The organism is Ensifer sp. ENS11, from assembly GCF_014851895.1.
GTDB classification, from domain to species: Bacteria; Pseudomonadota; Alphaproteobacteria; order Rhizobiales; family Rhizobiaceae; genus Ensifer; species Ensifer canadensis.
Genome location: NZ_JACVAN010000002.1, coordinates 47,647 through 66,567 on the forward strand (window position 1 = coordinate 47,647; position 18,921 = coordinate 66,567).

The window sequence follows — 18,921 nt, forward strand, 5'->3', positions numbered from 1 at the left end:
TGAACTCTTGTTTTAGCTGGCCAGACGAAGGACAGTGCCTTCGGCAATGGTCTTTTCTGCCTCGGCGATCGCGAACTGCTTGGAGTCGGCGCTGAGGTTCAGGCCCTCGGCGCGCACAAATTCGACGTCTGTGATACCGAAGAAGCCGAAGACCGTCTTCAGGTAGGATTCCTGATGATCCATCGCCGAAGCCGGGCCGGCGGAATAGTGGCCACCGCGGGTCGAAGCAATGATAACCTTCTTGCCCTTGGCGAGGCCTTCCGGGCCAGATTCGGTGTAACGGAAGGTCTTGCCGTTCACGGCGAGACGGTCGATCCAGGCTTTGAGCTGGCTCGGAATGGAGAAGTTGTACATCGGCGCGCCGACGATGACAGTGTCGGCAGCCAGGAATTCTTCGAGCATCTCGCGGCCGATCTTGACTTCGGCAGCCAGGTCGGCGTCAACACCTGCGAGATCGGCAGGCGCCATGATCTGTGCGCCGGTCAGATGCGGGATCCGGCTGGTGGCGAGATCGCGGTAGGCAACTTTGGCATCCGGACGGTCTGCCTTGATCTGAGCGGTGATCGCCGCCGTCAGGCGACGGGAAACGGAGTGATCACCCAGAATACCGGAGTCGATGTGAAGGACGTTCATGTGAAGCACCTTTGTGTTGGCGTTGCGGTGCATCACATATGATTGGAAAACAATCGCGCGATAAGTCAGCGGTTATTTGACATACTGTTTCCGGATAGAAACAGTGAGACCGCGATCGGCGATGGGAGACGGAAATAGATGCAGGACCTGAACGACCTCGCCCTCTTCGCGGCCGTCGTGCGCAACAACGGCTTCAGTGCCGCGGCGCGTGATCTGAATATCCCCAAATCCAAGCTCAGCAAACACGTGGCGCGCCTCGAAGAGCAGCTCGGCGTCCGGCTGCTGGAGCGTTCGACGCGCAAGCTTCGCGTTACCGAGATCGGACGCGTCTTCTACGAACATTGCCAGAGCCTGCTCGATGGCGTTGCCGTGGCAGAGGCCGAGATCGCCGCCGTCAAGGCCGAGCCGACCGGTACGGTCAGGCTCGCCTGCCCGCTCGGCTTCACGCCGATGCTCGCCGACATCCTGCCTGCGTTCCATCGCCGTTATCCCGGCGTTCGCCTGCTGATTACTGCCACCAACCGGCGGATCGATCTGATCGAGGAAAGGATCGACGTGGCGTTGCGCGCCCGCGATCAACTGGACACCGACAATCAGCTGATCATTCGCAGGTTCGGAGAAGTGCGCCAGAGGTTGGCGGCGAGCCCCACCCTGCTCACCCGCTTCGACGACGTCACCATCGAAAATCTCAACGAGATGCCGACACTGTCGATGAACGAGCAGCACGCCACCGACGTCTGGCGCCTCGTCGATAGCGAAGGCAACACCACCGAAATTTCGCACCGGCCGATCATCGGCTGCAGCGATTTCCTCATCCTCGAGCGCGCAGCGATCGAGGGCATGGGCGTAGCGTTGCTGCCCGACCACATCTGCGAACGCGCCTTCCGCGCCGGCGTGCTTGCCCCGGTGCTGCCAGAATGGAGCTCGGGCGACGTCGTCGTCCACCTCGTCTTCCCCTCACGCCACGGCATGCTGCCGGCGACGCGCGCCCTGATAGACTACCTCGCCGACAATTTGCTGAACGCCCTGCAAAAATGCAGAGAGATCACGCCCCGGGGCGCTGGGACGTTCGATATCTGAAACGCTGTGCCAACCGGCCGACAAGTCGCGTGGTGCCTGGCCGCAATAGCGGTGATTTCGCCAAAAAGCACACGACCGCCTCATGAGGCGGTCAAAAATCCAGCAAGTAATTGAAAAAGTGGTGCCCCCACCAGGACTCGAACCCGGGACCCCCTGATTACAAATCAGGTGCTCTACCAACTGAGCTATAAGGGCACTTTCAGCGGTGGGAGTTATCATAATCTCACAGCGTGTAAAGCAAAATTGCGAATTCTCCCAATTTTTCAGATGCGTTTAGGGTCAGGCCGTGCCAGAAACGAAGCCTAGGCTCGGCCACCGCGGCGATGCTCAACATGTTGAACGGACTGAAAATTCATGGCTCGCACGTTCACTTCCCTCGCATTCCTTGCCTCTCCAGCGGAAGAGGCGCAAAAGGCGGCGGCTGATCTGAAGGCCATCTACGGCGATCATGAGGCCGACAAGGCCGACGTGATCGTCGCGCTCGGCGGTGACGGCTTCATGTTGCAGACGCTGCACCAGACGATGAATTCGGGCAAGCTCGTCTATGGCATGAACCGGGGGTCTGTCGGGTTCCTGATGAATCGCTACAGCACCGAAAATCTGACGGCGCGCATCTGCAATGCCGTCGAGAATGCCTTTCACCCGCTGGAGATGCAGACCACTGACGGTGAAGGCGCGACATTCACGGCGCTCGCCATCAACGAGGTCTATCTGTTCCGGCAATCCTACCAGGCAGCCAAGCTGCGCGTCGTCATCGACGGCAAGACCCGGCTCGAGGAATTGACCTGCGACGGATTGCTGCTGGCCACGCCCGCCGGCTCCACCGCCTATAATCTCTCGGCCCATGGTCCGATCCTGCCGCTGGAAGCCCCTCTTCTGGCGCTGACGCCCGTCAGCCCGTTCCGTCCGCGGCGGTGGCGCGGCGCCCTGCTGCCAAACCATGTCACCGTCGAGATCGAAATCCTCGAGGCCAACAAGCGCCCGGTCAACGCCGTTGCCGACCACCAGGAGGTCAAGTCGGTGGCGAAGGTGCGTATCGCCGAATCGGAAAACATGACCGCCCGCATTCTCTCGGATCCCGATCATTCCTGGTCGGACCGCATCCTGGCCGAGCAATTTTCCAATTGAGCCGACGTTCTGAACGCGCGATATGGTATGATTTCCGCGATCGCCGGATCATCGGCGAAGGACCAATTTTGCAGCCAGCGCCGCGTCGCAGTTCGAACGGGAAATCAAAAGCAATGCACAAGCCTCTCCTCCTTGCGCTTCTTCTCGCCATGGCCGGCGCGAACGCCCATGCCGAGGATGCGAGCGTGGTTTCGCCCGAAGTGACCTTTGTCACCAGCACAGGCTACTGGGAAGAAAGCGGCGATCGGCTTTCGGCGCTGGACCCGAACGGCACGCAGGCGGAAGCAACCACTAAGCCGAAGAGTGCCGAAGGCGCACGGCGCGGCTACTACAAGCTGATCGCGCTGCGGCAACAGGACGGCACCGCACATATTCACCTGCAGCAGATCGAGGCGACGCCCGCTGGGCCGGAAGTCGTCTCATCCGCCGAACTCGAGGAATTCTCGTCGCTGAGGGCTTATGTCACGGACATACGGCCGGAAACATCCACAGGCGTGACCGCGCAGCCCGGCATGTTCGCGACCGTTTATCTGAAGACCGACCCTGCCGCCCGCGAGCCGGAGAGTTGGACGGTCCTGATCGACGATCTCGGCGACATCAAGGTCGAGCGGGCATCGAACTGAAGCGCATCGCGATCTCCAATGACCGCGCGCACTTTGCGTGCCACGCTCTAAGCCAAAAACAAAGGCCGGATGAAAACACCCGGCCTTCTTCGTCCCGTACGTCCTACGTCATGCCGGCACACGAGCGCCGAGCAGTGCCAGACTAGTTCAAATCATCCACGACGGCATCAGCACCACCGCTGACGCGGTGGGCAAGGGCTGCCTCCATGAACTCGTTCAACTCGCCGTCCAGTACATCACCCGGCGCCGTGCTTTCGACGCCGGTGCGCATGTCCTTGACCAGCTGGTAGGGCTGCAGCACGTAGGAGCGGATCTGGTGGCCCCAGCCGATATCGGTCTTCGATGCTGCTTCGGCGTTGGCCGCGTCTTCGCGCTTCTTCAACTCGGACTCGTAAAGGCGGGCGCGCAGCATGTCCCAGGCTTTGGCCCGGTTCTTGTGCTGAGAACGTTCTTGCTGGCACTGTACGACGATACCGGAAGGCATATGCGTGATGCGCACCGCAGAGTCGGTGGTGTTGACGTGCTGGCCGCCGGCGCCCGACGAGCGATAGGTGTCGATACGGCAATCGCTCTCGTTGATGTCGATCTGGATCGAGTCGTCGACAACCGGATAGACCCAGATCGAAGAGAACGACGTATGGCGACGCGCGTTGCTGTCATAGGGCGAGATGCGAACCAGGCGGTGGACGCCCGATTCGGTCTTCAGCCAACCATAAGCATTGTGGCCCTTGACGAGCAGTGTGGCCGATTTGATGCCAGCCTCTTCGCCGTCCTGAATTTCCATCAGTTCGACCTTGTATCCCTGGCGCTCGGACCAGCGGGTGTACATGCGCAACAGCATGTTGGCCCAATCCTGGCTCTCGGTGCCGCCGGCACCGGAATGCACTTCGAGATAGGTGTCGTTCTGGTCCGCTTCGCCGGACAGCATCGCCTCGACCTGCTTCTTGGCCGCTTCATTGCGCAGTTCGCGCAACGCCTGTTCGGCGTCGGCAACGATGGCGGCATCGCCCTCTTCTTCACCGAGCTCGATCAGTTCGATGTTGTCGCTGAGCTGCTGCTCGAAACGGCGCAGGCCGTTGATGCCATCGTCGAGTTGCTGGCGCTCGCGCATCAGCTTCTGCGCTTCGGCCGCATCATTCCAGAGCGACGGATCTTCCGCCTTGTTATTCAACCAGTCCAGTCGTCTTACCGCCTGATCCCAGTCAAAGATGCCTCCTCAGCAGGCTTATGGCCTGCTTGATTTCGTCGACAATGTTCTCGATTTCGCTGCGCATGATCCTGCTTCTTGTGAACCCGATTTAACGTGAGCGTCAAATAGCGATGCCCGCCGCTGATGTAAAGGCGGCGGGCATCGGGAGACTGGGAAAGGGCCTAGAACAGGCCGTTGGAACCGGATGTGACAGCCTGGTTTGCCTGCGGGGAATTCTTCAAAATTTCCTCCGGCGGCACGTACTGGTCGAGGCCGCCGATGACCGAGAAGGTATCGGCCGGGCCGGTGCCAGGCTTGAAGGCTTCGATGATCGTGTCCGGCTCGCCCTCGTAGGCCGCCATGCCGGTCTTGCGGTTGACGGCGATCATGTTCATGCCTTCCGGCACCACGAACTTGCCCGGGCGCGAACCCTTGACGGCTTCCTGCATGAAATTGTTGAAGATCGGCACGGCAAGGCTGCCACCTGTCGCGCCGCGACCGAGCGGGGCCGGATTGTCGAAGCCGAGGTAGAGGCCGGCGACGAGATCAGGCGTGTAGCCGACGAACCAGGCGTCCTTCTCGTCGTTGGTGGTGCCGGTCTTGCCGGCAACAGGGCGATCGAGCGTGATCTTGCCGGCGGCGGTGCCACGCAGGACCACCCCCTCCATCATCGAGGTGATCTGGTAGGAGGTCATCGGGTCGAGAACCTGTTCGCGGTTGTCGGTCAAGACAGGTTCTTCCTGGTTGCCCCAATCAGCCGCGTTGCAGTTGTCGCAGGTCCGGTCTTCATGACGGAAGATCGTCTTGCCGTAGCGGTCCTGGATCCGGTCGATCAGCGAAGGCTTGATCTGCTTGCCGCCATTGGCAAGAACCGAATAGGCCGAAACCATGCGCAGCACCGTCGTTTCGCCCGAGCCCAACGACATCGCCAGCAGCGGTGGCATCTTGTCGTAGATGCCGAAGCGTTCGGCATATTCGGCAACGATGTTCATGCCCATGTCGTTCGCAAGGCGAACCGTCATCAAGTTACGCGATTTCTCGATGCCGAGGCGCAGCGTCGACGGGCCGGCCGAGCCGCCGCCATAGTTCTCAGGGCGCCAGACCTGGCCACCGGCAACGATTTCGATCGGCGCATCGAGAATAACGGATGCGGGCGTATAGCCGTTGTCGAGCGCAGCAGCATAAACGAACGGCTTGAACGAGGAACCCGGCTGGCGCATCGCCTGGGTCGCGCGGTTGAATTCCGACTGACCGTAGGAAAAGCCGCCGACCATCGCCAGCACGCGGCCGGTCTGCGGATCCATCGCGACGAGGCCACCCTGGACCTTCGGCGGCTGACGCAGGCGGTATTCACCCTTTTCTGCCAACGGCTCGACATAGACGACGTCGCCCGGGCCCAGCACACCTTCAGGCGACTTGGCGGATTTGCGTTCGCCAGCGGCCGAGCGATAGGCCCACTGCATGTTCTTTGCGGAGATATGACCGGTCACGCGTTCTGCGATGATCTTGCCGGAGGCTTCCTTGTCCGGCTGGATGCCGATCTCGACACCCTGACCATCGGCCGAAAGCACGACAGCGAGCTTCCATTCCGGCACGTCGGCCAAGGACACGACCTTGCCGAGCGGCTCGCCCCAGTCGCCGCCGATCTCGATCGACTTGACCGGACCGTGGAAACCGCGGCGTTCGTCATAGCTGAGCAGCCCGTCTTGCAGCGCCTTGCGCGCGGCGATCTGCATGCGCGGATCGAGTGAGGTACGGACCGAAAGGCCACCTTCATAAAGCGCGTTGTCGCCGTACTTCTGAATGATCTGCCGACGCACTTCCTCGGCAAAGAAATCGGATGCGAAGAGATGTGCGCCACCGCGGCGAGGATTGACGCCGAGCGGCTGCTTCTTGGCGTCTTCGCCGTCGGTCTTGGTGACGTAGCCGTTCTCGACCATACGGTCGATGACCCAGTTGCGTCGCTCGATCGCAGCATCCACCTTGCGGAAAGGATGGTAGTTGGCCGGACCCTTCGGCAGAGCCGCAAGGTACGCAGTTTCTGCGATGGTCAGTTCTGTCACCGATTTATCGAAATAGGTGAGTGCTGCACCGGCGATGCCATAGGAATTGAGGCCGAAGAAGATCTCGTTGAGATAGAGTTCGAGAATACGGTCCTTGCTATAGGCCTGCTCGATACGGAAGGAGAGGATCGCTTCCTTGACCTTGCGGTCGATCGTCTGGTCCGACGAAAGCAGGAAGTTCTTGGCCACCTGCTGCGTGATCGTCGACGCGCCGACGGGGCGGCGACCCGATCCGAAATTCTGGAGATTGACGGTGATGGCACGCGCGAGACCGGTGATGTCGACGCCCGGGTGCTGATAGAAGTTCTTGTCTTCGGCCGAAATGAATGCCGCCTTGACACGGTCCGGGATCGCCTGGATCGGCAGATAGAGACGCCGCTCGCGGGCGTACTCCGCCATCAGCGCGCCGTTACCGGCGTGAAAGCGCGTGGTGACCGGCGGAGAATACTTCGCCAATACCTCGTAATCCGGCAAATCTTTGGTGACGCTGCCGAGATAGATGGCAACGGCCGCGGCGACACCGAGCAGCAAGAACGCACCAATGCCGAAGAAATATCCAATCAGTCTGATCATCAGTCAGATACCGGTACCTTATTATCGTCCAATCGCCAGGCCGCAAAAGCCAATCGAGACGCTTCCCGTCCCAACGGTCCGCATTTCGTCGGCCTGGCCAAACGCTTCTATCAGAAATCGTCTGGCATTGCGGCTACACGCGCCCACCCAGTTCCTCATATGGCGAGGGCCACCGGGCATCAACACTGTTTCCCAACAAATCCGGGCGCAATTCGGGTTAGGTCCCGGATTGTGCGTAAAATAGGGCTTGTTTCCGATTATCGAGTGCGCATCCTGTTGAAAAGCATATCGCTGTTACCGAGGCGACACAAATCACATCGTATGCTGCGCCGTCAAACAGATCATCGCGACCGGATCTCAGCCGCCGTTTGCGACAGCCTGTTCGCGGTAGCGCTTCACGGCAACGGCGAGCAGGCCGGACACTTTCTTGCGCCATTCCGGATCGAGCAGCAGCTTCTCATCGTCCTTGTTCGACATGAATCCGAGCTCGAGCAGGATCGACGGAACATCCGGCGCCTGCAAGACACGGAAGCCCGCGTGACGGTGCGGATTGTTGATGAGGTTGATCTGCCCCTCGAAGGACGACACGACAGTGCGTGCCATGTTGACCGAGAAAGCCTGGGTCTCGCGGCGCGTCAGGTCGATCAGGATATCGGCGACTTCGGCCGGCTCGCTCTGGAGCGGTACGCCAGCGATCTCGTCCGAAAGGTTTTCGCGCTGCGCCAGGTCGGCCGCCAGATGGTCGGACGCCTTGTCGGAAATCGTATAGACGGTGGCGCCGCGAATGTCCTTCTGTCTCAATGTGTCGGCATGGATCGAAATAAACAGATTGGCGCCTTTGTTGCGGGCGATCTGCACGCGTTGCGGCAGCGACAGGAAAACGTCCTTGTCGCGGGTCAGAAAAGCTTCGATGCCGCCTTCGCGGTTGAGCGTGGCGACAAGCTCCTGCGCGAAGGCAAGCGTGACATGCTTTTCCTCGGTCTTGGTGCCGCTGCCGATCGCGCCGGTGTCGATACCGCCGTGGCCGGCATCGATCGCAATCACGAATGCACCGGTCTTTTGCGCAGGTGCAATTGTCGGCCGATCCGTTTTTGCCGAGACCACCGAGCCCGTCCACTGCTGATCCCCAAGAAGCGCGTCGAACCGGGTTTGGTCGACCTTCTCGGCATCGATGACCAGGCGATAACTCTTACCGCCCTCTTGCTCGATGACTTCGGCATGGGTGACCGCTACCGGCCCCTTTGCCGACAACACGAGGCGAGAACTGCCGGCGCCCATGCCGCCATAGCGGATGGCCTCGAACAATCCCCGCGGCTCGAGGCTCTCGGCCTTCAGGCCAAAGGCGGTTTCCGGCAGATCGACGACGACACGCACGGGGTTTGCCACATAATGAATGGAAAAGTCGGGTTTGCGGTCGAACTCGACCACGACACGTGTGCGCGCGTCGTCACCGGCAACCCGTGCGCCGAATGCCAGAAACGGTGCCGGCTCGGCGGCGTATGCTATCGGTCCGGTCATCATCAAGACGCCTGCAACGAACACTGAAGCCGCGACGCGCGCGCCGCCGCGCAGCAGTGTCGACAACAGTGAAGCGTGCATATGATTAGCCGAAGGCTTCACCCGGTCTCTCCGTCAATCCACGAAATTCGAGCGGTCAAAGCGCCGGGCGTCCGCCCACACATACCGCGACATCCCTTGATCAATGAACCCTTATGGTTAACCAAAGCTTGACAGCGCTCCTTACGCAACGCGGCCAAGGCATATGATTCGCCGTTCCCCGACCTACTCTACCGGGGCAAGCGAATCGATCATTATTGTGGCGGCACAGGCTTTTCCCTTGCCAATGTGACATAGAAAACATAAAAGCATCACAAGGAGAAAGTGTTGACGGGATAGAATCGTGGGCCGGGCAGCCGGAGCTTTCCAGAGCTTGGCGCCAGGGAGTGATCGAGCCGGAATTGCCGGTTGCAACCGTATCATCTTTCCGCGGCCGCAAGGTGTTCATCCGCCGTCGCTGCATTTCCTCCCCGTACACTGGATCGTAAATTTCCGGCGGTGGCCGGAGTTCTTAGCGGTGATTTTTCACCGGCAAGCCCGCAAGCGGGCGCATTCATCGGGTCTTTATGAGACCTTTGACATTGGCATTCTTGTTTGGTCATTGATGTTGACTCAGCGGTATCGGTCAGAAGTAAAGAGGCCCCGGAACGTAACCGTTCCGGCTGCCATCTGGCTGCTGCACCATCACCTGCACCAGACAGGACCTTTCACATCCGGCGCAACCTCTGACGCGAGTGGCAGTCTTCCCATGGAAGAACGTCTGCCGCCCGTTCCGTTGTCGCGCCGAGGAGCACAACTTAGATGGCAGAGAAAATGCTTATCGATGCGTCTCACTCTGAAGAGACGCGCGTCGTTGTCGTTCGCGGGAACCGCATAGAAGAATTCGACTTCGAATCGGAACACAAGAAACAGATCCGCGGCAACATCTACCTGGCAAAGGTAACGCGAGTGGAGCCTTCGCTCCAGGCGGCCTTCGTCGACTACGGCGGCAATCGCCACGGATTCCTGGCCTTCGCCGAAATCCATCCCGACTACTACCAGATCCCCCTCGCCGACCGTCAGGCGCTGTTGAAGGCGGAAGCCGAAGAAGCGCGCCGCGACGACGATGTCGAGCACGTTGAGACGGCAACGCCGACCCAGAGCGGGCTCAGCGTTCCGGTCGATCTGGAAATCGCCGCTGAAACGGAAGTCGTCACCGAGACGGCAGCCGAAGCTGTCGTCGAGGTCGATGCGCCCGCCGAGAAGCCCAAGGCAAAGCCGAAGCACCCACGCCGCACCAAGGCGAGAATCGCCGAAGAGGCCGCTGCAGCTGCAGCGACCGAAGAGGCCGATGCCGGCGAAGAAAGCAATGGTGGCGAGATGGCCGCCATGGTCGACACCGATTCGGTCTCGGAAGACGTCGACAGCCGCCGCCGTCGCGATGACGACGACGATGATGACGACAACCACGACGGCGAAAAGGAAATTATCGAGTCGGTCGGCGCCGAAGACGCGATGGAAGAGGTTCCGGATCGTCACGTCCGCAAGCCGCGCAAGCAGTATCGCATCCAGGAAGTCATCAAGCGTCGCCAGATCCTGCTCGTTCAGGTCGCCAAGGAAGAGCGCGGCAACAAGGGCGCAGCGCTGACGACCTACCTGTCGCTCGCCGGTCGCTACTCGGTGTTGATGCCGAACACGGCCCGTGGTGGCGGCATTTCCCGCAAGATCACCAACCTGCAGGACCGCAAGCGCCTGAAAGAAATTGCGCGTGGCCTCGAAGTGCCGCAGGGCATGGGCGTCATCCTGCGCACGGCCGGTGCCAACCGCACCAAGGTCGAGATCAAGCGCGACTTCGAATATCTGATGCGCCTTTGGGAAAACGTCCGCACGCTGACGCTCAACTCCACGGCCCCCTGCCTCGTCTACGAGGAAGGCAGCCTGATCAAGCGCTCGATCCGCGACCTCTACAACAAGGACATCAGCGAGATCGTCGTTTCCGGCGAGGAAGGCTACAAGGAAGCCAAGGGCTTCATGAAGATGCTGATGCCGAGCCACGCCAAGGTGGTCCAGCCGTACCGCGACGTGCATCCGATCTTCTCGCGCTCCGGTATCGAGGCGCAGCTGGACCGGATGCTGCAGCCGCAGGTGACGCTGAAGTCGGGCGGCTACATCATCATCAACCAGACGGAAGCCCTGGTTTCGATCGACGTGAACTCCGGTCGGTCGACCCGCGAGCATTCGATCGAGGACACGGCGCTTCAGACCAACCTGGAAGCCGCCGAAGAAGTGGCCCGTCAGCTGCGGCTTCGCGACCTTGCTGGCCTCGTCGTCATCGACTTCATCGACATGGAAGAAAAGCGGAACAACCGCTCTGTCGAGAAGAGGCTGAAAGATTGCCTGAAGAACGATCGTGCCCGCATCCAGGTCGGCCGCATCTCGCACTTCGGTCTGCTCGAAATGTCGCGCCAGCGCATTCGCGCTTCGGTGCTCGAATCGACGATGCAGACCTGCCCGCATTGCAACGGCACGGGTCACGTCCGCTCGCAGTCTTCGGTCGCGCTGCATGTCCTGCGCGGTATCGAAGAGCATCTGCTCAAGAACACCACCCACAACATCACCGTTCGCACGATCCCCGATATCGCGCTCTATCTGCTCAACCAGAAGCGCGCCACGATCATGGATTACGAACAGCGCTTCGGCGTCTCGATCATCATCGAGGCTGACGCCCATGTCGGCGCGCAGCATTTCGCGATCGATCGCGGCGAGCCGGTCGAAAACCCGGTCAAGATCGAACAGATTCTGCACTTCGAGCCCGAGCCCGAAGAAGACGATGACATCGTGATCGAAGAGGATCTCGACGAGGAAGAAGCAGAAGAAGTCGTCGTCGAACAGCGCCAGGAGCAGCCGAAGGCTGCGGCCCAGGCCGACGATCAGAACGGCCGCAAGCGCAAGCGTCGTCGCCGCCGTCGCGGCAAGGGCAGCCAGCAGGCGGAAGGTGCGACCGCACAGGACGCCGATGCGACTGAAGATGCCGATGACGCATCCGAAAGCGATGCCGACGAGGACGAAAACGATACGGATGCGCTGACCGCCGATGGCGAACAGAAGCGCAAGCGTCGCCGTCGCGGCAAGCGCGGTGGCCGTCGCAACCGACCAGAACTCGGCGAAGGTGAAGTCGAAGGCGAGGAGCAGGCTGCTGCATCCGGCGACGGCGAAGCGGGCGAGCAAGGCGACGCGGAAGCACCCGTAGAAGCCGAGGTCGAAGCGGTAGCCGTCGTTGCCGAAGCCGAGACCGTCGCGGAAGCGGTGGAACCGGTCGTCGAGAAGGCCGCCAAGCCGAAGCGTACACGCAAGAAGGCCGTCAAGGCTGAGGAGCCTGTCGTCAGTGCCGACGAGGCAGCACAGACCGCGGTCGAAGCACAGCCGGAAGCGGCTGAGCCGGTGCCGGCAGCAATCGAAGAAACGGCCGCTGACCTCGAAGAAGGCAAGCCTGCTCGAGCGAACCGCGACCTTTCGACGATCGCATCGGAACCGGTGCTGACCTCGACGGTCACGAACAAGAACGAAGGCACCGAAGAAGACCAGTCCAAGCCCAAGAAGGGCGGATGGTGGCAGCGCCGCGGCTTCTTCTAAGCCGCGCCTGAACTTCGGACGAACAGAAAAGCCCGGACCTTGGTCCGGGCTTTTTTCGTTTCCGTTTGGAGACAATCGAAAGCGTGTATTCGCTGCGAGTTTGAATCAAGGGCTTCGCAAAAAGAGTCCGGAAAAGGCCGCAACTCGATGAAACCACAGAGGATCAGGCGATCCAGCGGGCGATCCGCTCCATCGCTTCGGTCATGTCGGCTATCGATCCGGCATAGGAGAACCGCATCGTACGATGCCCTTCAAGCGGATCGAAATCGAAGCCGGGCGTTGCCGCCACGTTGATTTCCGCCAGCATCCGCCGGGCAAATGCCATGCTGTCATTGGTGAAGCGACTGACATCCGCATAGGCATAGAAAGCGCCATCCATCGGTGACGCGATCGAAAAGCCGATCTCCGGCAGGCGCTTCAACAGCATATCGCGATTGGCCGCATAGGCCGCCTTGTAGCCATCGAGCTCAATCTGCGCACCGAGCGCCGCCTCCGCCGCGATCTGCGACAGCTCCGGCGGCGAAATGTAGAGGCTCTGGGCGATACGCTCAAAGCCGCGAACCTGCAGTTCCGGCAGCACCATCCAGCCGATACGCCACCCGGTCATGCAGTAGTATTTGGAGAAGGAGTTGATGACGAAGACGTCGTCGGTCACCTCCAGTGCACTTGCCTCTTCACCGGCGAAGGTCAGCCCATGATAGATTTCGTCGGAGATGAAGGCGATGTTTTCGGCGCGGCAGTAGTCGGCGAGCGCCTTGAGCCCCGCTTTGCCCGTGACCGTTCCTGTCGGATTGGCCGGGCTCGCCAGAAGCACGCCCTTCAGCGGGCGCCCGATCTTCGCGGCAGCACGCGCCAGGTTTTCCGGCGTCAGCGTGAAGCCGCTCTCGGCATTGGCCTCGACCTCCACGACCGTCAGGCCGAGCGCTGCGAGAATGTTGCGGTAGGCTGGATATCCGGGTCGCGCGATTGCGACGCAATCGCCGGGGTCGAAAAGCGCGAGGAAGGCAAGATTGAACCCGGCTGACGACCCGGTGGTCACGGCAATGCGCTGCGGGTCAAGCGCTATACCGTGGCGCTTTTGATAGTGCCGGGCGATCGCGGTTCTGAGAGACAAGGTGCCAAGTGCGTCGGTGTAGCCGAGCCGGCCATGCTCGAGCGCCTTGCGCGCCGCATCCAAAGCCGCCTTCGGCGCAGGATGCGCCGGTTGGCCGACAGCCATCGAAATCACCGGATGGCCGGCGTCGCGTCGGCGCGTTGCCTCGGCCAGCACGTCCATGGCATGAAAGGGTTCGATAGCACTGCGGTTCGACAATTCTACCAAGGTAATATCCTCAAGAAGCGGCCTATACCAACCTGCGCTGATATTGACCTATTGTTTGGGACCGTGTGCGGTCATCCGGGCGGGAGCGTACCGCCGAGCGATGCCTTGGCATCGGTCGAGGATTGTGAAGCTGCCGTGGCCGGCACAAGGCCCGCCCGAAGGGCCGGGCGCTTCTGGCCTCCGGATAGCGTCGACAATCCTCACCGGACCACATGGTGTCTCCTCGCCAGAAACCAAGATCGCTCCGACGCAATGGGTCAATATCAGCACAGATTGGTACTACATGCCGCCCCCTTGCCCGATCGTTTAAAGCTTCACAAGTGCGCGAGCGCCGTATTTCCGCCGATTTTGCCGTTTCGTTTCGCCGGAGCCCACCCTATGCTGCCCGCGTGTTGCGGTGTTGGAGATTCCTGTTGTCTTTTACAAGCGCGCATTGACGCCGTATCGCGACATGGACGACAGACAGGGCAGGCAGAGACAACGAGGTAGAAATGAATTTCAGCACGAAAATGATTGCCGCCGGAACGCTCGCCGCGTTCATGGCAGGGGTCAGCTTGCCGCAAAGCGCACTCGCGCTCGACCAGAAACAGAAGGAAGAGTTTGGCGCCTTCATCAAGGAATACCTGCTCGCCAATCCGGAAATCATGCTCGAAGTCCAGGAGGCGCTGGCTACAAAGCAGCGCGCCAAGCAGCAGGAAGCAGCTGAAGGTGCGATCGCCGAAAACAAGAAGGCGATCTTCAACTCAGACTACGACATGGTACTCGGCAATCCTGATGGAGACGTCACCGTCGTCGAGTTCTACGACTACAACTGCGGCTATTGCAAACGTGCGCTGACGGACATGGACGAGATCCTGTCGAAGGACAAGAACATCCGCTTCGTGCTGAAGGAATTGCCGATCCTCGGCCCGGATTCGCTGGCTGCCCACAAGGTCAGCGCTGCATTCCGTCTCGCCGCGCCGGAGAAGTACGGCGAGTTCCATCGGGCCCTGCTCGGCGGCGAGGACCGCGCAACCGAGGAAACGGCGATTGCCGTTGCCGGCAAGCTCGGCGTCACCGAAAAGCAGCTGCGCGCCAAGATGGAAAAAGAGCCGCATGATGCCGCGGTACGCGAGGCCTACACCCTTGCCAACGATCTCGGCATCACCGGCACGCCCTCCTACGTGATTGGCAACGAGGCGGTGTTCGGAGCCGTCGGTGCCGAGGAAATCAGCACCAAAGTGTCCAATATGCGCAGCTGCGGCAAGACCGCCTGCTGACCGCCTGCATTGGCCGTCCCGTCCCAACTGTGGACAAATCCCGCGAGGACCCAAAGGGCTTTTCCTCGCGGGACCATCAGTCTATAGGTAACCCTCTATCACTGGACCGGAATCCCGCATGCCCACCAAAATTTTCGTGCTGAACGGCCCCAACCTCAATGCGCTCGGCAAGCGCGAACCGGGGATTTATGGCGGCCAGACACTCGCCGACATCGAGGCGATGTGCACCACGGAAGGCAAGACGCTGGGACTGGAGGTCGATTTTCGGCAATCCAACCACGAAGGCACGCTTGTGGACTGGCTGCATGAGGCCGGCGAAAAGGCGGCGGGCGTCGCTATCAATCCGGCAGCCTACGGCCATACGTCGATCGCGCTGCACGATGCCATCCGCGCAATCGGCATCCCGGTGGTCGAACTGCATCTTTCCAACATCCACGCGCGTGAAGAATTCCGCCACAAGTCGATGATCGCCCCGGCGGTCAAAGGCGTCATCTGCGGTTTCGGCGCGCAGAGTTACATTCTGGCGCTGCATGCGCTAAAGAACCTGACAGAAACGTCGAAATAAAAAGAACACGAGGCTCATATCCCATGGCTGACAAGAAACCCGGTATCGACCAGGCGCTGATCCGCGATCTCGCCAATATCCTGAACGACACGGATCTCACCGAGATCGAAGTGGAGCAGGAAGACCTCCGCATCCGCGTATCGCGCGCCGGCACGCCGGTCGCCATGTCGATGCCGACCTACCAGGCCCAGCCGGCCGTCCACGCTGCGCAGCCCGCTGCAGTTGTCGCTCCGGCCGAGACCAGCCGCAATTCCAAAAACGCCTTAACGGCTCCGATGGTCGGTACGGCCTACCTCGCGCCGGCCCCAGGCGCCCGCCCGTTCATCGAGGTCGGTACCGTGGTCAAGGAAGGTCAGACGGTCCTGATCATCGAAGCGATGAAGACCATGAACCAGATCCCTGCCCCGCGTTCGGGCAAGGTGACCGAAATCTTCGTCCAGGACGCAGCCCCCGTCGAGTATGGCGAGCCGCTGATCGTAATCGAATAAGGCGGCGCTGCGATGATCTCGAAAATTCTCATTGCCAATCGCGGCGAAATCGCCCTTCGCGTACTGCGCGCCTGTAAGGAACTCGGCATCGCGACGGTGGCCGTCCATTCCACGGCTGACAGCGACGCCATGCATGTGCGTCTGGCCGACGAAAGCGTCTGCATCGGTCCTCCGCCGTCGCGCGATAGCTATCTGAACATTCACCAGATCGTCGCCGCCTGCGAAATCACCGGCGCTGACGCCGTGCACCCGGGTTACGGCTTCCTGTCGGAAAACGCCAAGTTCGCCGAAATCCTCGACGCCCACGACATCACCTTCATCGGTCCGACGGCGGAACATATCCGCATCATGGGCGACAAGATCACCGCCAAGAAGACGGCGCAGGAACTTGGCATCCCCGTGGTTCCGGGCTCCGACGGCGAAGTGAAGCCTGAGAACGCCCTCGAAGCCGCGCGCAAGATCGGCTTCCCGGTTCTGATCAAGGCGACCGCCGGCGGCGGTGGCCGCGGCATGAAAGTCGCCAAGACCGAGGCTGACCTCGACGAGGCCGTGTCAACCGCTCGTTCCGAGGCGCTTGCTGCCTTCGGCAATGACGCTGTTTACATGGAGAAGTATCTCGGCAAGCCGCGCCACATCGAAATCCAGATCGTCGGCGACGGCGAAGGCAATGCGATCCATCTCGGCGAGCGTGACTGCTCCTTGCAGCGGCGCCACCAGAAGGTGTGGGAAGAGGCAAACTCCCCTGCCCTCAACGTCGAGCAGCGCATGAAGATCGGCCAGGTTTGCGCCGATGCGATGAAAAAGCTGAAGTACCGCGGCGCAGGCACGATCGAGTTCCTCTACGAGAATGGCGAGTTCTATTTCATCGAAATGAACACCCGCCTCCAGGTGGAGCATCCGATCACCGAAGCGATCACCGGCATCGACCTGGTGCACGAACAGATCCGCGTCGCATCGGGTGGCGGGCTTTCGGTCAAGCAGGAAGACATCGTGTTTTCCGGCCACGCGATCGAGTGCCGTATCAATGCCGAAGATCCGCGCACCTTCGTCCCCTCGCCGGGCACAATCACGCATTTCCACGCACCGGGCGGTCTCGGCGTTCGCGTCGATTCTGGTGCCTATCAGGGCTACCGTATCCCGCCTTACTACGACAGCTTGATCGGCAAGCTCATCGTCCATGGCCGGACCCGTGTCGAATGCATGATGCGCCTTCGTCGCGTGCTCGACGAATTCGTCATCGATGGTATCAAGACGACGCTGCCGCTGTTCCAGGACCTGATCAACAATCAGGATATCGCGAACGGCGAATACGACATCCATTGGCTGGAGCACCATCTGGCCACGACGTCCGAATAGGACCGTGCATTGAAAGGGACGCGCAGCAAGCAACCCGACGTAACACCGGACATGCTGCTGCGCGCCTATTCCATAGGCCTGTTTCCGATGGCCGATTCGGCTGACGATCCAGAGCTTTTCTGGGTCGAGCCGGAAATCCGCGGCGTCATTCCGCTCGATGGCTTTCACGTCTCGCGCAGTCTTGCAAAGACAATCCGCAAGAGCCACTTCGACATCCGCTTCAACACCGCCTTCGAGGCCGTGATGGAAGGCTGCGCCGCGCCGGCGCCGGATCGCCCGACCACCTGGATCAACAACAAGATCCGCTCGCTTTACGCCACGCTTCACTCGATGGGCTACGCGCACAGCGTCGAAGCCTGGGAGGACGATGCGCTGGTCGGCGGTCTCTACGGCGTCTCACTCGGCTCGGCATTTTTCGGCGAAAGCATGTTTTCCAGACGCACCAACGCGTCCAAGATCTGCCTCGTGCATCTGGTGGAGCGCCTGCGCGCCAAGGGCTTTGAATTGCTGGACACCCAGTTCACGACCGAGCATCTCAAGTCCTTCGGTGCGATCGACGTGCCGAAGGCGGAGTATGAGATCATGCTCGCCAATGCGATGAACTCTCCGGATCTATCGTTTTGAGCTCATCGTCGACCTGAGCCCCCGGTGCAAACGCCCATTTCCACCCCGTCTCAGACCCTTCAAAGTGCCCAGGGATGTCCGCGCCAGAGCATCGCCCGCTCACAAAAGGAGTCGCGCAACCGCTCTATCGCTTTGTTTTGCCAAATTTATTTGCGGGAGCTATTCTACTGGACTTCCAAGACATTACGGACGGCTTGTCACGGCATGGCCGGTGCGGACGTCCGCGAAGCGAAACCATCACGAGATGGTCCACCGCCGCCCGTTGTGCGCGCTCGTTCCGGCGCACCGAAGAGCGGGTTGGCACAGAAAAATTGAGGGCATATCGCAGCCGCGTTCAAGGGCGCCTGCCAGGCAAGGCTACCTCTTGGAGGCAGTATCCGGTGGCGGCAGGTCCGACGTCGCTTTGCAGGACTGCAGCCAGACATCATAGACGGGGTGCTCGACGGCGTTGAGGCCGGGGCTGTCGGCAAACATCCAGCCGGTAAAGATCCGCCTGATCTTGCGGTCAAGCGTAATCTCGTCGACCTCGACGAAGGTGGTGATCTTCTGAGCTTCCGTGTCGTCCCTGTTATAGCAGACGCGCGGCGTTACCTGCAGGGCGCCAAACTGGACGGTCTCACCGATATAGACGTCAAAGGTCGTGATGCGGCCGGTGATCTTGTCGATGCCGGAAAACACGGCGACGGCGTTGTTTACCCGCGCGGCCTCGGCCGTACCGGCCGAGGAAATCATCGGCAGCGCGGCAAGCGCAGCGACACAGAGCCGGCTCGACATCTGGCCGATTGTTTTCCGCAGATAAGAACCCGCCATTCCCGCCTGTCTCCCGCGCGCTTCGCATTCACCGTTGATG

General features: G+C 60.8%; 15 protein-coding genes and 1 tRNA gene. 9 read left to right on the plus strand and 7 right to left on the minus strand.

Features of this window, described 5'->3' with window-relative positions:
- Positions 1–12: 12 nt before the first annotated feature.
- Positions 13–633 carry an FMN-dependent NADH-azoreductase gene (locus IB264_RS04330; RefSeq protein ID WP_025426648.1) on the minus strand — a complete coding sequence of 207 codons (621 nt, stop codon included), beginning with the start codon at positions 631–633 and terminating at the stop codon, positions 13–15.
- A 138-nt stretch (positions 634–771) separates the two neighbouring features.
- Between IB264_RS04330 and IB264_RS04335 the strand changes: the two genes are divergently transcribed.
- Complete coding sequence (locus IB264_RS04335; protein WP_025426647.1) at positions 772–1,713, plus strand: LysR family transcriptional regulator; 942 nt, start codon at positions 772–774, stop codon at positions 1,711–1,713.
- Positions 1,714–1,832: 119 nt separating this feature from the next.
- Here IB264_RS04335 and IB264_RS04340 read toward each other — a convergent pair.
- Positions 1,833–1,908: transfer RNA gene (locus IB264_RS04340), tRNA-Thr, on the minus strand.
- A gap of 159 nt (positions 1,909–2,067) precedes the next feature.
- On the opposite strand from IB264_RS04340, the gene IB264_RS04345 reads away from it, so the two are divergent.
- Together IB264_RS04345 and IB264_RS04350 are read left to right on the plus strand one after the other, a co-directional pair.
- Complete coding sequence (locus IB264_RS04345) at positions 2,068–2,841, plus strand: NAD kinase (protein WP_025426646.1); 774 nt, start codon at positions 2,068–2,070, stop codon at positions 2,839–2,841.
- Positions 2,842–2,954: 113 nt separating this feature from the next.
- Entirely contained in the window at positions 2,955–3,464 is a 510-nt protein-coding gene (locus IB264_RS04350) for a hypothetical protein (protein WP_025426645.1), read from the plus strand.
- Between the two features lie 142 nt (positions 3,465–3,606).
- On the opposite strand, the gene prfB is transcribed toward IB264_RS04350, so the two are convergent.
- The 3 genes from prfB to IB264_RS04365 all read right to left on the minus strand — a co-directional run bounded on the left by prfB (position 3,607) and on the right by IB264_RS04365 (position 8,888).
- A protein-coding gene (gene prfB, locus IB264_RS04355; protein WP_107027587.1) for a peptide chain release factor 2 occupies positions 3,607–4,738 on the minus strand; the annotation gives its coding sequence in 2 pieces (ribosomal slippage) (positions 3,607–4,668 and positions 4,670–4,738; 1,131 coding nt in all).
- Between the two features lie 97 nt (positions 4,739–4,835).
- The gene (locus IB264_RS04360) at positions 4,836–7,289 is read right to left on the minus strand and encodes a penicillin-binding protein 1A (protein WP_025426643.1); all 2,454 of its coding nucleotides are present in this window, start codon (positions 7,287–7,289) and stop codon (positions 4,836–4,838) included.
- 357 nt (positions 7,290–7,646) lie between these two features.
- Positions 7,647–8,888 (minus strand): N-acetylmuramoyl-L-alanine amidase, encoded by a 1,242-nt coding sequence (locus tag IB264_RS04365; protein ID WP_038576015.1) that lies wholly within the window; start codon positions 8,886–8,888, stop codon positions 7,647–7,649.
- 759 nt (positions 8,889–9,647) lie between these two features.
- Between IB264_RS04365 and IB264_RS04370 the strand changes: the two genes are divergently transcribed.
- Complete coding sequence (locus IB264_RS04370; protein ID WP_025426641.1) at positions 9,648–12,458, plus strand: ribonuclease E/G; 2,811 nt, start codon at positions 9,648–9,650, stop codon at positions 12,456–12,458.
- Positions 12,459–12,621: 163 nt separating this feature from the next.
- Here IB264_RS04370 and IB264_RS04375 read toward each other — a convergent pair whose 3' ends face one another.
- Positions 12,622–13,734 (minus strand): pyridoxal phosphate-dependent aminotransferase, encoded by a 1,113-nt coding sequence (locus tag IB264_RS04375; RefSeq protein WP_051509202.1) that lies wholly within the window; start codon positions 13,732–13,734, stop codon positions 12,622–12,624.
- A gap of 536 nt (positions 13,735–14,270) precedes the next feature.
- On the opposite strand from IB264_RS04375, the gene IB264_RS04380 reads away from it, so the two are divergent.
- The 5 genes from IB264_RS04380 (at position 14,271) to aat (ending at position 18,071) form a co-directional block, all read left to right on the plus strand.
- On the plus strand, positions 14,271–15,038 hold the full coding sequence (locus tag IB264_RS04380) for a DsbA family protein (protein WP_025426639.1): 768 nt from the start codon (positions 14,271–14,273) through the stop codon (positions 15,036–15,038).
- Positions 15,039–15,156: 118 nt separating this feature from the next.
- A complete protein-coding gene (aroQ, locus tag IB264_RS04385) occupies positions 15,157–15,603 on the plus strand; it encodes a type II 3-dehydroquinate dehydratase (RefSeq protein ID WP_025426638.1) in 447 nt (148 codons plus the stop codon).
- Positions 15,604–15,626: 23 nt separating this feature from the next.
- Positions 15,627–16,091 (plus strand): acetyl-CoA carboxylase biotin carboxyl carrier protein, encoded by a 465-nt coding sequence (accB, locus tag IB264_RS04390; protein ID WP_025426637.1) that lies wholly within the window; start codon positions 15,627–15,629, stop codon positions 16,089–16,091.
- 12 nt (positions 16,092–16,103) lie between these two features.
- The gene (gene accC / locus IB264_RS04395) at positions 16,104–17,447 is read left to right on the plus strand and encodes an acetyl-CoA carboxylase biotin carboxylase subunit (protein ID WP_025426636.1); all 1,344 of its coding nucleotides are present in this window, start codon (positions 16,104–16,106) and stop codon (positions 17,445–17,447) included.
- Positions 17,448–17,456: 9 nt separating this feature from the next.
- Positions 17,457–18,071 (plus strand): leucyl/phenylalanyl-tRNA--protein transferase, encoded by a 615-nt coding sequence (gene aat / locus IB264_RS04400; protein WP_025426635.1) that lies wholly within the window; start codon positions 17,457–17,459, stop codon positions 18,069–18,071.
- Between the two features lie 357 nt (positions 18,072–18,428).
- Here aat and IB264_RS04405 read toward each other — a convergent pair whose 3' ends face one another.
- Complete coding sequence (locus tag IB264_RS04405; RefSeq protein ID WP_025426634.1) at positions 18,429–18,881, minus strand: DUF2155 domain-containing protein; 453 nt, start codon at positions 18,879–18,881, stop codon at positions 18,429–18,431.
- Between the last annotated feature and the right edge of the window lie 40 nt (positions 18,882–18,921).

Coding starts and splice junctions, on each gene's coding strand:
- IB264_RS04330 (WP_025426648.1), bottom strand. CDS start 633: ATGAACGTCCTTCACATCGACTCCGGTATTCTGGGTGATCACTCCGTT.
- IB264_RS04335 (WP_025426647.1), top strand. CDS start 772: ATGCAGGACCTGAACGACCTCGCCCTCTTCGCGGCCGTCGTGCGCAAC.
- IB264_RS04345 (WP_025426646.1), top strand. CDS start 2,068: ATGGCTCGCACGTTCACTTCCCTCGCATTCCTTGCCTCTCCAGCGGAA.
- IB264_RS04350 (WP_025426645.1), top strand. CDS start 2,955: ATGCACAAGCCTCTCCTCCTTGCGCTTCTTCTCGCCATGGCCGGCGCG.
- IB264_RS04360 (WP_025426643.1), bottom strand. CDS start 7,289: ATGATCAGACTGATTGGATATTTCTTCGGCATTGGTGCGTTCTTGCTG.
- IB264_RS04365 (WP_038576015.1), bottom strand. CDS start 8,888: ATGCACGCTTCACTGTTGTCGACACTGCTGCGCGGCGGCGCGCGCGTC.
- IB264_RS04370 (WP_025426641.1), top strand. CDS start 9,648: ATGGCAGAGAAAATGCTTATCGATGCGTCTCACTCTGAAGAGACGCGC.
- IB264_RS04375 (WP_051509202.1), bottom strand. CDS start 13,734: ATGGACGTGCTGGCCGAGGCAACGCGCCGACGCGACGCCGGCCATCCG.
- IB264_RS04380 (WP_025426639.1), top strand. CDS start 14,271: ATGAATTTCAGCACGAAAATGATTGCCGCCGGAACGCTCGCCGCGTTC.
- aroQ (WP_025426638.1), top strand. CDS start 15,157: ATGCCCACCAAAATTTTCGTGCTGAACGGCCCCAACCTCAATGCGCTC.
- accB (WP_025426637.1), top strand. CDS start 15,627: ATGGCTGACAAGAAACCCGGTATCGACCAGGCGCTGATCCGCGATCTC.
- accC (WP_025426636.1), top strand. CDS start 16,104: ATGATCTCGAAAATTCTCATTGCCAATCGCGGCGAAATCGCCCTTCGC.
- IB264_RS04405 (WP_025426634.1), bottom strand. CDS start 18,881: ATGGCGGGTTCTTATCTGCGGAAAACAATCGGCCAGATGTCGAGCCGG.